The organism is Silvimonas iriomotensis, from assembly GCF_014645535.1.
GTDB lineage: Bacteria > Pseudomonadota > Gammaproteobacteria > Burkholderiales > Chitinibacteraceae > Silvimonas > Silvimonas iriomotensis.
The window spans coordinates 1-12,763 of sequence record NZ_BMLX01000002.1 but is presented as its reverse complement, the minus strand read 5'-3'; the positions used below and the strand labels follow the sequence as shown (position 1 = coordinate 12,763).

Annotated in this window: 10 protein-coding genes; 7 read left to right on the top strand and 3 right to left on the bottom strand. The window is 60.8% G+C overall.

Translation table 11 applies throughout. The features are described 5' to 3' along the window. Both alkB and IEX57_RS06620 read left to right on the top strand, forming a co-directional pair. Positions 1-642, top strand: coding sequence for a DNA oxidative demethylase AlkB (gene alkB / locus IEX57_RS06625; protein WP_188704456.1), 642 nt, complete (start codon positions 1-3; stop codon positions 640-642). A gap of 156 nt (positions 643-798) precedes the next feature. Further along, complete coding sequence (locus tag IEX57_RS06620; protein WP_188703510.1) at positions 799-1,974, top strand: benzoate/H(+) symporter BenE family transporter; 1,176 nt, start codon at positions 799-801, stop codon at positions 1,972-1,974. A 60-nt stretch (positions 1,975-2,034) separates the two neighbouring features. Here the strand turns inward: IEX57_RS06620 and IEX57_RS06615 are convergent, their stop codons facing one another. Together IEX57_RS06615 and IEX57_RS06610 are read right to left on the bottom strand one after the other, a co-directional pair. Further along, positions 2,035-4,851: a DUF1631 family protein gene (locus tag IEX57_RS06615; protein ID WP_188703509.1), complete on the bottom strand. Its 2,817-nt coding sequence runs from the start codon at positions 4,849-4,851 to the stop codon at positions 2,035-2,037. A 332-nt stretch (positions 4,852-5,183) separates the two neighbouring features. Beyond that, positions 5,184-6,182: a serine/threonine protein kinase gene (locus IEX57_RS06610; protein WP_229708869.1), complete on the bottom strand. Its 999-nt coding sequence runs from the start codon at positions 6,180-6,182 to the stop codon at positions 5,184-5,186. A gap of 156 nt (positions 6,183-6,338) precedes the next feature. Here IEX57_RS06610 and IEX57_RS06605 point away from each other — a divergent pair, with 156 nt between their 5' ends. Beyond that, a complete protein-coding gene (locus IEX57_RS06605) occupies positions 6,339-7,109 on the top strand; it encodes an HAD-IIA family hydrolase (protein WP_188703507.1) in 771 nt (256 codons plus the stop codon). 75 nt (positions 7,110-7,184) lie between these two features. Here IEX57_RS06605 and IEX57_RS06600 read toward each other — a convergent pair whose 3' ends face one another. Then, entirely contained in the window at positions 7,185-9,842 is a 2,658-nt protein-coding gene (locus IEX57_RS06600; RefSeq protein ID WP_188703506.1) for a family 20 glycosylhydrolase, read from the bottom strand. A gap of 321 nt (positions 9,843-10,163) precedes the next feature. Here IEX57_RS06600 and ltaE point away from each other — a divergent pair, with 321 nt between their 5' ends. From ltaE to IEX57_RS21385, 4 genes are all read left to right on the top strand, one after another. After that, positions 10,164-11,195: a low-specificity L-threonine aldolase gene (gene ltaE, locus IEX57_RS06595; protein ID WP_188703505.1), complete on the top strand. Its 1,032-nt coding sequence runs from the start codon at positions 10,164-10,166 to the stop codon at positions 11,193-11,195. Positions 11,196-11,320: 125 nt separating this feature from the next. Beyond that, a complete protein-coding gene (locus IEX57_RS06590; protein ID WP_188703504.1) occupies positions 11,321-11,668 on the top strand; it encodes a hypothetical protein in 348 nt (115 codons plus the stop codon). A 241-nt stretch (positions 11,669-11,909) separates the two neighbouring features. Beyond that, complete coding sequence (locus tag IEX57_RS21390) at positions 11,910-12,209, top strand: Arm DNA-binding domain-containing protein (RefSeq protein WP_373285160.1); 300 nt, start codon at positions 11,910-11,912, stop codon at positions 12,207-12,209. Next, positions 12,110-12,349 carry a phage integrase central domain-containing protein gene (locus IEX57_RS21385; RefSeq protein WP_373285180.1) on the top strand — a complete coding sequence of 80 codons (240 nt, stop codon included), beginning with the start codon at positions 12,110-12,112 and terminating at the stop codon, positions 12,347-12,349. The genes IEX57_RS21390 and IEX57_RS21385 overlap by 100 nt, the downstream gene beginning before the upstream one ends. The last annotated feature ends 414 nt before the right edge of the window (positions 12,350-12,763 follow it).

The window sequence follows — 12,763 nt, the reverse complement described above, 5'->3', positions numbered from 1 at the left end:
ATGGGTGATTTGTTCAGCGGCATGGCAGAAGGACACGAACAACTGGCGCCCGGGGCCTGGTTGTTGCGCGGCTTTGCGCGTGACGTGGCCAGCACCTTGCTGGCAGACGTGGCCCGTGTAGCGCAAGTCGCGCCGTTCCGGCATCTGGTTACGCCGGGCGGCTACACCATGTCGGTGGCCATGACCAACTGTGGGCGCATCGGCTGGACTTCTGAAGCGCGCGGCTACCGTTACGCCAGCAGCGATCCGGGAACCGGCCGGCAATGGCCCGATCTGCCTGAATCGTTTGCCGACCTGGCGCGCCGCGCGGCTGAGGCCGCCGGCTTTGCTGATTTTGACCCCGATGCCTGCCTGATCAACCGTTACGTGCCCGGCGCGCGCTTGTCCCTGCATCAAGACCGCGACGAAAACGACCGCACCGCGCCGATCGTTTCGGTATCGCTGGGGGTGCCGGCGGTATTCCAGTTTGGCGGTCTGTCCCGCTCAGACAAACCCGCGCGCTACCGGCTGGAACATGGTGACGTGGTGGTCTGGGGCGGCCCGTCGCGGTTTGCCTATCACGGCGTGCTGCCGGTGGCGGAAGGTTTCCACCCGGAGACGGGAAACCTGCGGATCAATATCACGTTCCGCAAGGTGTTCTGAAGCCGCATCCAGACTCTGCGGCCATGCCGGCCGCGCCTGGCGGCAGAATTGGCCTGCGCGCTGTCTGTTCGCCCACTTTACCCGCAAGCTGTACCGTTACCCCCGCGTCATGGCAACGTAATATCAAACGCATATTCAACCCCGCAGAGGTTTGTCATGTCGCTGTCTTTGCCGCGCCCGTTCCCGCTCTCTACGCTGGCGGCCGGGTTTGTCACCGTGCTGGTCGGGTTTACCAGTTCGGTGGCGATTGTGTTTCAGGCTGCGCTGGCCGCCGGGGCGGATCAGGCCGAGTTGTCGTCCTGGATTGCGGCGCTGGGTTTTGCCATGGGCATTACCTGTATCGGGTTCAGCCTGTATTACAAAAAGCCGGTAGTCACCGCCTGGTCGACCCCGGGAGCGGCCTTGCTGGTGACGTCGCTGGCCGGGGTGCCGCTACCGTATGCGCTGGGTGCGTTTGTCTTTTGTGGCGCGCTGATGCTGCTGTGCGGGCTGACGGGCTGGTTTGAAAAAGTCATGAACCATCTGCCGTTACCCGTCGCCGCAGCCATGATGGGTGGCGTGCTGGTGCACTTTGGCATGAACGTGTTTGTGGCCATGAAAACAGACTTTGCTCTGGTGCTGGCCATGTTTGTTGGCTGGCTGGTGCTCAAGCGCTTCTGGCCGCGTTACGCGGTATTGCTGGTGCTGGTGCTGGGGGCGGGGATTGCCGCAGTACAGGGCCAGTTGCATCTGGATGGCGTGCACTTGCAAGTGGCGCGGCCGGTGTGGATCACGCCGCAGTTTTCCTGGCAGGTGCTGGTCGGGGTCGGCATTCCGCTGTTTGTGGTGACCATGGCTTCGCAAAACGTGCCCGGTGTGGCGGTGATGCGGGCCAACGGTTACGACACGCCGGTATCGCCGCTGATTGCCGGTACCGGGCTGACCACCTTGCTGCTGGCGCCGTTCGGGTGTTTTGCGGTGAACCTTGCGGCAATTTCTGCCGCCTTGTGTATGGGCAAGGATGCGCATGAAGACCCGGCCCAGCGCTATCTGGCGGCGGTGTTTGTCGGCGTGTTCTATCTGCTGGCAGGTTTGTTCGGGGCCACCATCGGCGCCTTGTTTGCCGCGTTCCCCAAGGAACTGGTCATGGCGATTGCCGGCATTGCCCTGTTCGGCACCATTGCCGGCAGTCTGGCCACCGCCATGAAAGAAGACCACCTGCGTGAGCCAGCGTTGATCACCTTTCTGGTCACCGCCAGCGGTACCTCGTTGTTTGGTATCGGTTCGGCTTTCTGGGGCCTTGTGGCCGGGGCACTGGCGATTGCGGTGCTGAACGCGGGCCGACGGGCGTAAAGTGGTAAATACAAAAAAGCCGGCATGACGCCGGCTTTTTTGTGGTCAGTCCAGACAGGATCAGGCGGCGGCCTTGCCCCCGAACGGGCTGTTGCTGGGGGCGGAATCAAGCTTGTCGGCCGAAGTCAGCAGCGCGTTGATGGCGCGTTCAAACAGCGGCGTGGTTTCCAGGAAGCGGGCGCGGCCGGCGGCCAGCAGGCGCTTGAACATCTTGACGCTGACCACGGAAGGCTTGTCGTTACCTTCGATCGTCAGCACCAGCGTGGTGGCCGTGGTGCTCACCCAGTCCAGGCGCGCACGTGAAGGGTGGCCGTCCAGATTGACTTCTACCGTCACGCCGCCTTGCAAGCCTTCTTCCACCGCCTTGTCCTGGGCAATCTCTTCGGCAGTGGCCGTAGTGACGGTTTCGGCCGGGGTCGGGGGCAGCGGTTGTTCTTCGGCCTCCAGCATGTGGTCGATCAGGTCCAGCTCCACATCCAGCTCGTTGATGGCTTCAGTCACCATATGGCGATTGAACACCGGCGTTTGCGCCGTGGCAGATTCTTCCGCCGGTTCTGCGGTCATGAACGAGGTAAAGTTCTCGCGCACCATTTCAACCGGTGGCACCGGTGCCGGCACGTGGTTGGCCGACAGTGCCAGACGGTGCGATTCGGCCAGCCAGGCCAGGACCTTCTGTTGCTCAGCCTTGGATAGCCCGGTTTCTTCCAGGCCCGAACGCAAGGTGGCCAGAATGCCCGGAATCATGCCCAGCAGCTCTTTGCGCTCACCCGGGGTGACCTTGGGCGCGATGCTCCAGATCAGGTCGGGGACCAGTTGGCGGTAACCCGCAGCGCGCTCCGGATCAATGCGACTGACGCGCTCAATGGCGTGGGTCCAGTCATTGACCAGGAATTCCTGCAAGAAGCCATCCAGCCGGTAGTTGCCAAGCGCATCGCCCAGCATGCCGGTAATGCGCGCGTATTCCACCGTGTGGTTTTCGGCGCTTTCAATGGCTTCGACCGCCTTGCCGACCGCGCTGCTGGCATTACGCAGCTCACGGGCGATAAAGGCATCAAACTCGTCGAGCATGGCGCCAAACAGCGCCAGACCTTCTGTTTTGTCGGCCAGCAAGGTCTCGATGATCTGGCGGATCTCAACGCTGATGCGTTCGCCGCTCGGGTCCAGCGAGCGCAAGCCCAGCGAGATTGAACCGATACGGTTGACCAGCATGCGGGCCGGGTGGTGCGACTGGGTGAAGAACTCCGGATCAAGCAGCGCGGTTTTGAGCACCAGGAACTGCAGGCGGCCCAGTTGCGCCCGTACTTCGGCCGGGACTTCGGTATCGCTCAGGATGAACTCGAACAGCATGGCCACCGTATCGATGATCATCTGTTCAGAGCTGTCTTTGGCCACGTCGGCAAGGCGCGAACGGGCTTCCAGGATCAGGTTGCGGACACGGCCGTTATCAACGATCTGTTCTACAGTGGGCGTGGCCGCGTATTGCAGCTCTTCCACCATGCCGGACAACGGCGTGTGCTGGAAGCTGTCCCAACCCGCCATGGCGCCCGCGCTGCCAGCGCCTGTGCCGGCACTGGTATCACCGTCGTGGTATTGCAGATGATCTTCTGCGGCGTAGCCATCTGCCGCCTGGCTGCCACGGCCACTGCCGGTAAACAGGTTGCGCAGCGCTTCGCCCACCCCCTGGGTGGCGCTCAACCAGCTACGACGCTGGCCTGGTGCGGGCGCACCTGCGCCAGCCCCGGCATTGCCACCCCAAGGTGAGCCGGCCGGGTATTGCCCGCCGCCAGCCTCGCCACCTGCCGCAGCGGGTGATCCCCAGCCACCTGGCCAGCCGGCCGGCGTCTGGCCACCCGGCGCGCCGGCGCCCATGCCACCCATGCCTTGTGGGATGCCACCACCAGGCATCATGCCGCCGCCCTGGGCCGCATGCGCCTGCATGGCGGCCGGTTCCGGGCCCAGGCCAAGGGCATGCTGCACAAACTGCAAAAGCTGATCGCTGCGATCGGCCGCGGGGGGCTGCATGCCCTGCGGGAAGCCAGGCATCCCCGGCATGCCGGGCATACCTTGCATTCCCGGCGGCATACCGGGCATACCGGGTGGCATGCCCAGACCAGCCGGGTTGAACGGCATTTCGCCTACATAATTGCCTTCATGCATGCCAGCGTCGGCATGTTCCGGCGCGTGGGCCGGTGAAGGCATCTGCTGCGACTGCTGCCACGGCGAAGGCTTGGAGCGGCGGATTTTAAGCTGCAAGGTACTGGCGATGCCCTGATCGGCCAGGCTCTCGTTGAGGGTCTCGTAAATGCGGACGACCCATTCGGTCAGATCACTGGCCAGCTGGTCGCCGAGTACGGCGGCGGTTTCAGCTTCCAGGTGCAGCGTTTCAACGCTCTGGCTGATACAGCGCACAAACAGGTAAGGGCGGAACGGGTTTTCCCGCTCTTTGATGTCTTCCTGGCCAAACAGCACCGCCATGCGGATATTGAGGTCGCGCAGTTGCTGTTCGGCAGAGTTCCGGTAACGCCGCATGATGTTGTCCATGCGCATTTCTTCATCTTGCGTGGACGTATCGATCAGGCTGAGCGTGGTCTGGGTGAACGCATCGGCAAAGGAGGGGCGGAAGGTGCTGTAGGCCGTCTGGAATGCGCGGTTGAGCAGCGCCTCCATTTTCTGGTTCATTTGCAGGCGTACTTCGGCCTCGCGCTTGAACAGGGCGGTGCGTGCGTCAAACCGGGTAAAACGTTCCGCTGCCGTACCGGCCGTGTCGGCCAGTTCGTTCAGGCGTTGCATTGTTACCGGCGTCAGCGCATCAACGGCCTCGGCAAAGGCCTTGAGGAATTCCTTGCGGGTTTGCGCCAGTACTGCGTTCCGGTCCATCTTCTCGGTTTGCCCTTCGCCAAAGGCGTCAGTGATTTCGATTGCTTGCTTATGCCAAGTATTGTAAGCAACTGGCATATATTCCGCGACTTATTAGTTATCGGGCCAAAGGAGTGTATGCGCCTTGCGACACCGTTCATCCCGGCCAATCCCGCCATTTAACCCCTGATTGCCGCATTGGGTTGACCTTGATCAGGTGTTTTGCCTACGACAACTGACGCAAAAGGTATAGGCGGGTGACAGCTAGCCGCCGTCAGCCAGGGGCTGACGGCGTGAGGCGGGCCATAAGAAATTGATATGCCACGGCGGGCGGTTTGATAAAGCAGAACGCGTCAAAATCCGCGCAACGGCAGGGGCGGTTCATCCATCAGCGCCACTTGTTCCCTCAGTTCCAGCACGCGGTCTTGCCAGTAACGCTGGCTGTTGAACCAAGGAAACGCCACCGGGAACGCCGGATCTTCCCAGCGCTGGGCCAGCCAGGCGCTGTAATGCAGCAGGCGCAGCGTGCGCAGGGCTTCTACAAGATGCAGTTCGCGCGCGTTGAAATCGGCAAAGGCTTCGTAGCCTTCCATGATGGCGGACAATTGCACGGTCATGTCGGCGCGCTCGCCGGACAGCATCATCCACAAATCCTGAACGGCCGGGCCGCTGCGGCAATCGTCAAAGTCGACAAAATGCGGGCCGTCATCAGTCCACAGGATGTTGCCGGCGTGACAGTCGCCATGCAGGCGAATGGCGGCGACATCGCCCGCGCGCTCGTAACAGCGCTGCACGCCCTCCAGCGCCTGGGTGCTGACGCTTTCCCACGCTTCACGCAGGTCGGCCGGAATAAACCCGTTTTCCAGCAAAAAGCGGCGTGGCGCAACGCCGAAAGTGTCCGGATTGATGGCCGGGCGCAACTGGAACGGTGTCCGCGCGCCCACGGCGTGAATGCGGCCCATGAAACGGCCCAGCCATTCCAGCGTATCCAGGTTATCCAGTTCTGGCGCACGGCCGCCGCGCCGCGCAAACAAGGCAAAGCGATAGCCTTCAAATTGATGCAGGGTGCTGCCGTTGATGGTCAGCGGCGCTACTACGGGGATTTCTGCCTCGGCCAGTTCTGCGCTGAAGGCATGTTCTTCGGCAATGGCGGCGTCTTGCCAGCGCGCCGGGCGGTAGAACTTGGCCACGACGGGCGAGGCATCTTCAATGCCGATCTGGTAAACACGGTTTTCGTAGCTGTTAAGCGCCAGCAGGCGACCGTCGGTACGCAAACCGGTGGCATCAATCGCGTTGAGCACGCAATCGGGCGTGAGCCCGGCGAAAGGGGGAGTGGCTTGTGTTTCGGTCATGTCCGACATGATGCCAGCGTGCTGCTTTTGCCGCGAGCAACTTGCGGCAAGAGGCGGTTTGGCGTCATGCTGATGGCGTTGCCGATCCGGATCAAACTTTTTTCGCGGCGCTGGCCGCATGATCCGGAAGTCCGAATCATCAAAAAGACCAAAGCCATGACCAAAAGCATCATTTCAGATATGGACGGCGTGATTTACCGGGGCAAAGCCTTGATCCCGGGCGCCAATGATTTCGTGCAGCGCTTGCTCAAGGGCAATGTGCCGTTCCTGTTTTTGACCAACAACGCCGAACAGACGCCGCTGGACCTGAAGCTGAAACTGGAACATCTGGGCATCAAGGGCCTTAGCGAAGACAACTTCATTACCAGTGCCATGGCTACGGCCATGTTCCTGAAAAGCCAGAAAGAAAATGCCACCGTGTACGTGGTGGGTGGCGGCGGTCTGATCAACGAACTCTACAATGTCGGGTTCTCGATTTCGGAATCCAATCCGGATTACGTGGTGGTGGGCAAAACCACCAGCCTGTCCTACGAGCAACTGAAAAAAGCCGTGCGCCTGATTGATGGCGGCGCCAAGTTCATTGGTACCAATCCGGACATGATCGACCCGGTGGAAGGCGGCAACGAGCCCGCTGCCGGCACCATCCTGGCCGCAATTGCCGCGGCCACCGGCAAGACGCCGTACATTGTGGGCAAGCCCAACGCCCTGATGATGACACTGGCCACGCGCAAGCTGGGCGTGCATCCGGACGACGCGGTGATGATCGGTGATCGTATGGATACCGATATCGTCGGCGGCATGGAAGCCGGCATGACCACGGCGCTGGTGCTTTCGGGTGTCAGTACCAAAGAGTCGATCAAGGCCTTTCCGTACAAGCCGGACCACATCTTCAACAACGTGGGCGAGATCGACCCCGCCGCGCTGTAATTTCCCTGCGCGCTGGCGTCACAAAAAAAGCCCGATCAGATGATCGGGCTTTTTGTTTGCACACAGCCTTGCTGCTTAGTTCAGGCCACTGGCGCGACCAAAGCGCTTGCCATCCGGGCTGGCCGTGCGCACCTGCACTTGCGCCGCATCGCTCACTGCCGGGGCATGGGCGGCATCGTAACGCTGCCAGCTCTTGCCGTTATCCAGCGAGTATTGCACCGGTACGCCCGGGAACTCGGCCAGGGCGGAGAGTTTGCCGTCGACCACGCGCGCACCCACCATGGGCAGGCGGTAGGCCACACCGGCCTTGTCCAGTTTGGCGATTTCACGTTCACCCAGCGCATTGGCAAACACCGCGTAATCCTGGTTCAGCGCCTTGCTGTCCACATGCTGGGTGACACCGTGCTTGAACGTGGTGCCGGCCTGATAAGGCAGTTCCCACGCGGCCTTGTGCCAGGCGCGCTCAGCGACGGCGATCATGCGCGGATAGATCATGTATTCCATCTTCGCATCAGTGCGGATCGCTTCACTCCACATCTGGGCCGACAAACCGGTAATGCGCGGTGCGGTCTCGCCCGACTTGATTTCAAAGGCGTTGCCATCACGATCAACCGAGGTTTCGGCATTCTGCGGCAGATTTTCCGGCGCAAAGGTAAAGATCTTCTTCACCGGATTGGAACGTGCGCCCCAGTAATAACCGCTTTCTTTCGGGTCGATCTCATTGGGGAAATCAATGTAGACGTAATCCGGGTTGGAAATCACTACGCCGTAGCCCTTGGCGCTCCATTTCGCTGCAGAGTCTGCGCCACCCCAGTAAAGGGTATCCCAGAAATTGACGCGGGTCGGGGTAGAAAGTGATTTGGCATTGGGCAGATTCTTCAACCCGTCTTGCCAGGCCTGGAAATTGCCAATGCCGTACTTGGGCAAAAGCGCACTGACTTGCGTGGCAAAGTAATCCGGCAGGTGCTCCATGCCTTCGACCTTGCCGGCCTGGACCAGCGCCTGGCAGACCGGCGACTTCGCCCACGGGCGATCACGGTGCGCAGCAGGAACCTGCCCCTTGCCGTCCGTTTCTTTGCCGCCTTGTTCGGCATAGCCGGCATCCAGGAAAATGTTCTTGGCTTCGTCACCGCCAAAATGCCAGGTCGTTAGCGGCACGCCGGCCTGTTTATACATGCCGGCGACTTCGCCCATCACCTTGTCGGCAAACCGCAGCGTTGAAGGCAGGCACGGGTTCAGCGTGGAAAGCCGGTTGTAGTACTGCACGGTGTTGATGTAGCTGGTATCAGCCGGATCAACCAGGCGGTATTCATTGGCGGCGTCGGTCTTGCCTTCGGCCATCAGCTTTTTGTAGCGCGCTTCCATCGAGACCACAGCGGCGCGTGAGTGCCCTGGCATGTCAAATTCAGGGATCACGTCAATCTGGCGGGCCTGCGCATATTTGAGGATATCGACGAAATCCTGGCGGGTCAGATAACCACTGCCGTTGGTATCGGTGTTGGGGCCTTGGCCCAGTTGCGGCAGCAGACACCTGGTTTCAGACGGGTCAAGACAACGTTTGGCGCCCACATCGGTCAGTTCTGGCAGGCCCGGAATCTGCAGGCGCCAGCCTTCGTCATCAGACAAGTGCATATGCAGCTTGTTGAGCTTGTAGGCCGCCATCTGGTCAATCGCCCGCAGGATGGCGTCTTTGCTGTGGAAATTGCGGGCGATATCCACCATGTAGCCGCGATAGTCAAAGCGCGGGGCGTCGGCCACGGTCATGGCTGGTACGGTGGTGGTGCTGGACACCTGCATCAGCGAGAGCAGCGATTGCACGCCATAAAACGCGCCGGCCTTGTCATAACCGTTAATCGTTGCGCCCTGCGGGGTAATGGTGAGCGCATAACCCTCTGCCTTGCGCGCGGCTTCTGGCACTGCGGCGGGGTCGATCTTCACGCTGACCGGGAAGGCCTTGCCGCCGCCTTTCACGCCCAACTGGGCCATGCGTTGTTCCAGCGCGGCAACGCTGGTTTTATCCAGCCCGCTGGTTTTCAGTTGCAAACCATGGGCGATGGTGACTTCACCCCCGGTCAGTTGCTGCGTCAGTGGCGCCGGAATGATGCGCGCTGCGCTGGCCTGGGCGGGCAGGGTTGGCGTCTGGCTGTACAGCGCATAACGATTGGTGGCGTTCATCAGCACGTTGGCGTCATCGGTCGTGCGTTTCCAGTTGTCGCCCAGCGGCGCGACAAACTGGCTCAGGTCTTCGGTATTGGTATTGGCAATGATTTGCGCGGGCGCATCGCCAGCCCTGACAAACCAGCGCGGCATGGTGTCGGACTCGCTGATCTGCCAGTACTCCAGCGTCATGGGAATGGTCAGACTGGCGTGCGCGCCAAAGCCCTGGAATTTGTCGGTTGGCTGCAAGCGGTACAGATCGCCAGTCAGGTGCGTGACGGTGAACTGGTCGGTATCAAGTTTGAGAATTCGGCGGATGCTGGAGAAATAGATCTCCCAGTGCTTGCCATTGAGCGCCGGACCACTGTTGGTCAGCGTCACGTTGGCGCTGTAGCACGAGGCCCAGTCTGCACCCAGCGGGCCGCACTGGGCGGCGGGCAGGCCGTTGGTCACTACCGCGTAATGCACCTGCAATTGCGTGGCCAGTTCTTTGGTGAGGGTTGCGTCCGGTGTGGCGGCATAAGCCAGGCCCGATAAGGCCATTGAAACGGCGACAATGCTTGTTCTGAGCTGCATGGTTATTGTTCCTCTGTGTGCGACTTGTTATGGATGCAGGCCGCATCCGGGCGCGAACTGGCGCGGGATGTGCGGTGCCAGGCGTTTAGCGCAATGGCAACAAGAGGGCGGACGGAATCTGGTCAACGAGGGGCAGATGGCGAGTGCATGGCTTGCTGCAATCGTGGTAAAACGCGTGTGCGACAACGGTAGGCCGGTTTTGCGGCGCTGTCGTTGCCTCGCATCAAATCGAAACGGCCAGTTTTAACAAGGAACTTTTGTGCGTCAGGCGGATGCAGGCCATACCCGGTCTGCCAGCCCCGGGCGTACAGGGACACACCCATGACCCAATGGATTGATGTAAGAAGCGATACCGTCACCCAGCCCACGCCCGCCATGCGCGAGGCCATGGCCAATGCCGTGGTCGGTGACGATGTCTACGGCGACGACCCTACGGTTGCCGCGCTGGAAAAACGCGCCGCCGAGGTGCTGGGCAAAGAGGCCGCGCTGTTCGTGCCGTCCGGCACGTTTGGCAACCAGCTGGCGCTGTTCACGCATTGCGCTCAGGGCGACGAAGTGATTGCCGGCGAAGACAGCCATATTGTCTGGCACGAGGTGGGCGCCGCATCGGTGATTGCCGGCGTGAACCTGCGGCCGATCCCCGCGCCACGCGGCGTGCTGAGCCCGCAGGAAATCCGCCGCCGTATCCGCCCTGAGGGTGATATCCACCTGCCGCGCACCCGTTTGCTGTGTCTGGAGAACGCCTATTCCAGCGGCCAGGTGGTGTCGGTGGCCGATAGCGCCGCAGCCTGGGATGTAGCCCAGGAGGCTGGGCTGAAGGTGCACCTGGATGGCGCGCGTATTTTCAATGCGGCAGCAGCGCTAAATGTCCCCGCGCGTGAGATCGCCCGCTTTGCCGATAGCGTGATGTTTTGTCTGTCCAAAGGCCTGGCCGCACCGGTTGGCTCCATGCTGGTGGGCGAGGCAGACTTTATCGAGGTGGCCCGCAAGAAGCGCAAATTGATGGGGGGCGGCTTGCGTCAGGCGGGTGTACTGGCCGCGCCGGGGCTGATTGCCATTGACGAGATGTCGCAGCGCCTTGCTGAAGACCACGCCAACGCGCGTTTGCTGGCGCAGCACCTGTCTGAAATCCGCGGGATCGAGATCAATCACGATGCGCTCGATATCAATATGGTGTGGTTCCGCCTGACCGCGCCGATCAGTGTGGATGCGCTGATGGCGGGGCTGACCGAGCGCGGTATCAAAGCCAATCCGCCGGAACAAGGCCTGATGCGCCTGGTCACACATTGGCAAGTCGGCAAAACCGAGGTCGCCCGGATTGCCGACGCCTTTGAGGCATTACTGGCCGCCTGAAACATACGCGCCGACAGTCCGCCCGTCCTTGGGGAGTGTCGGCGTGGCATGCTGTACTGAAGCAGGACGCCGTTTGCCGCAAGGGTAAACCAGGGCGGCCCCACCGCCCGCTTCAGGAGTACCGCATGGAAGAAGACCTGTCAGCCGATCGCAATGCCTTTCAGCAACTGGCGCCGCTGCAAGCCGCGCTGCGCCAGGCCGGGCTGCCGCCATTGTGGGCACGCAGTGACCTGGCGGTGGAACTGCTGGCCGAGGGCGGATCGCTGACTCATATGGTGTCGCGCCTTGCCACCGTATTTGGCGGCAACAGCATCGATGGCGCGGTCTACCGCCTTTCTGCCCACGACACCGCCCTGCGCCGCATGGCGGCCCTGATCCAGCAGCAACATGCAGGCCAGCTATCTGCCGATGAAGCGCGTGAACTGGAAGAATGCCGCCGCATGGTCAACGATGAAATGAGTTCTGGCGGATGATCCCGCCATCAGGATTCTTGCATTGGATCCTGTATGTTTATGAATTATCCAATAATTTCGGGCTTATATCGCTGAATTTGCTCTGCACTGTCCCACGGCATTCCACCGGAATCGTTTTTTTTTGGGGGGCTGAATGTGGGGGCTTAGAGCGACAATGTCAGAATTGAAAGACACCAGAGCAAGGACGATCAGCCCTGATACCGGGCCGATGTAGCACAACGGCGTTACCGGACTCCCGCTGTTGCCGAGCGGAACGAAAAGGCGTGACAAGTGGATGCTGCGATATGTATCTCCGGTCGCAGGCAAGCGCCGTGATATCGGGCTGGCCGTTTACCCGGCAGTGAACGCTGCCAATGCCCGCGACAAGGCCGAGACATGCCCAGGCAACCGGCCGCCGTCATCGACCAGATGGAAGCCAGAAGAACCCGGGCGGCCGCCTCCATCGTACCAACCCTCGAGACCACCCCCCATACCCTCCATGCAGAACTGCGGCCGGGCTGGGAAAACTTCAAGCACGGGCAGCAGTGGATCAACACCCTGACGCCATATGCTTTCCCAGCGATAGGGGCCTTGCCGCTAGAGGCCTTACTCCCCGATATGTTGTCGACCTTCTGCGCCAGATCTGGCTGGGCAAGGCTAAAACACCTCCCCAAGTGGCGGATGACGATGAATGGGAGATGATCATATGAACGTAACTCGACCATTAAATTTGTGATCTCTTCCCATCTAAGACGGGCGATGTGGTGGTTATGGCGGGCAGAATTTTCCGAAGCGTCTTGATTCCAACTGAACATGAATCGGCGCGGCAAGTTTTCCCTGCAATCTGCAAAAAAAAGTGTTTCTGGTAGCGCAATACAGGATTTGGTTTGGAACCGGCCACTGCCAATTCTGACAGATGTGGTGTAAATCCAACAATTAACTGACGTTTGTTGGAAGTTAAAATGAGGAAATGTATGTTAGCGCCTGCTTGTTGATTTGCACCCAAACCTGACCCACTTGATGCAGTAATTTGCACCGAAAACTGACCCACGTAGAACACTGTCCCGCGAGGTAACGAGCGGGAGTACTGGAGTGATCGACGTGGCTATGTTGAGC

Bases quoted from the DNA above. Each gene is read 5' to 3' on its own strand.
- alkB (WP_188704456.1), top strand. From the start codon at position 1: ATGGGTGATTTGTTCAGCGGCATGGCAGAAGGACACGAACAACTGGCG.
- IEX57_RS06610 (WP_229708869.1), bottom strand. From the start codon at position 6,182: ATGACCGAAACACAAGCCACTCCCCCTTTCGCCGGGCTCACGCCCGAT.
- IEX57_RS06605 (WP_188703507.1), top strand. From the start codon at position 6,339: ATGACCAAAAGCATCATTTCAGATATGGACGGCGTGATTTACCGGGGC.
- IEX57_RS06590 (WP_188703504.1), top strand. From the start codon at position 11,321: ATGGAAGAAGACCTGTCAGCCGATCGCAATGCCTTTCAGCAACTGGCG.
- IEX57_RS06600 (WP_188703506.1), bottom strand. From the start codon at position 9,842: ATGCAGCTCAGAACAAGCATTGTCGCCGTTTCAATGGCCTTATCGGGC.
- ltaE (WP_188703505.1), top strand. From the start codon at position 10,164: ATGACCCAATGGATTGATGTAAGAAGCGATACCGTCACCCAGCCCACG.
- IEX57_RS06620 (WP_188703510.1), top strand. From the start codon at position 799: ATGTCGCTGTCTTTGCCGCGCCCGTTCCCGCTCTCTACGCTGGCGGCC.
- IEX57_RS06615 (WP_188703509.1), bottom strand. From the start codon at position 4,851: ATGGACCGGAACGCAGTACTGGCGCAAACCCGCAAGGAATTCCTCAAG.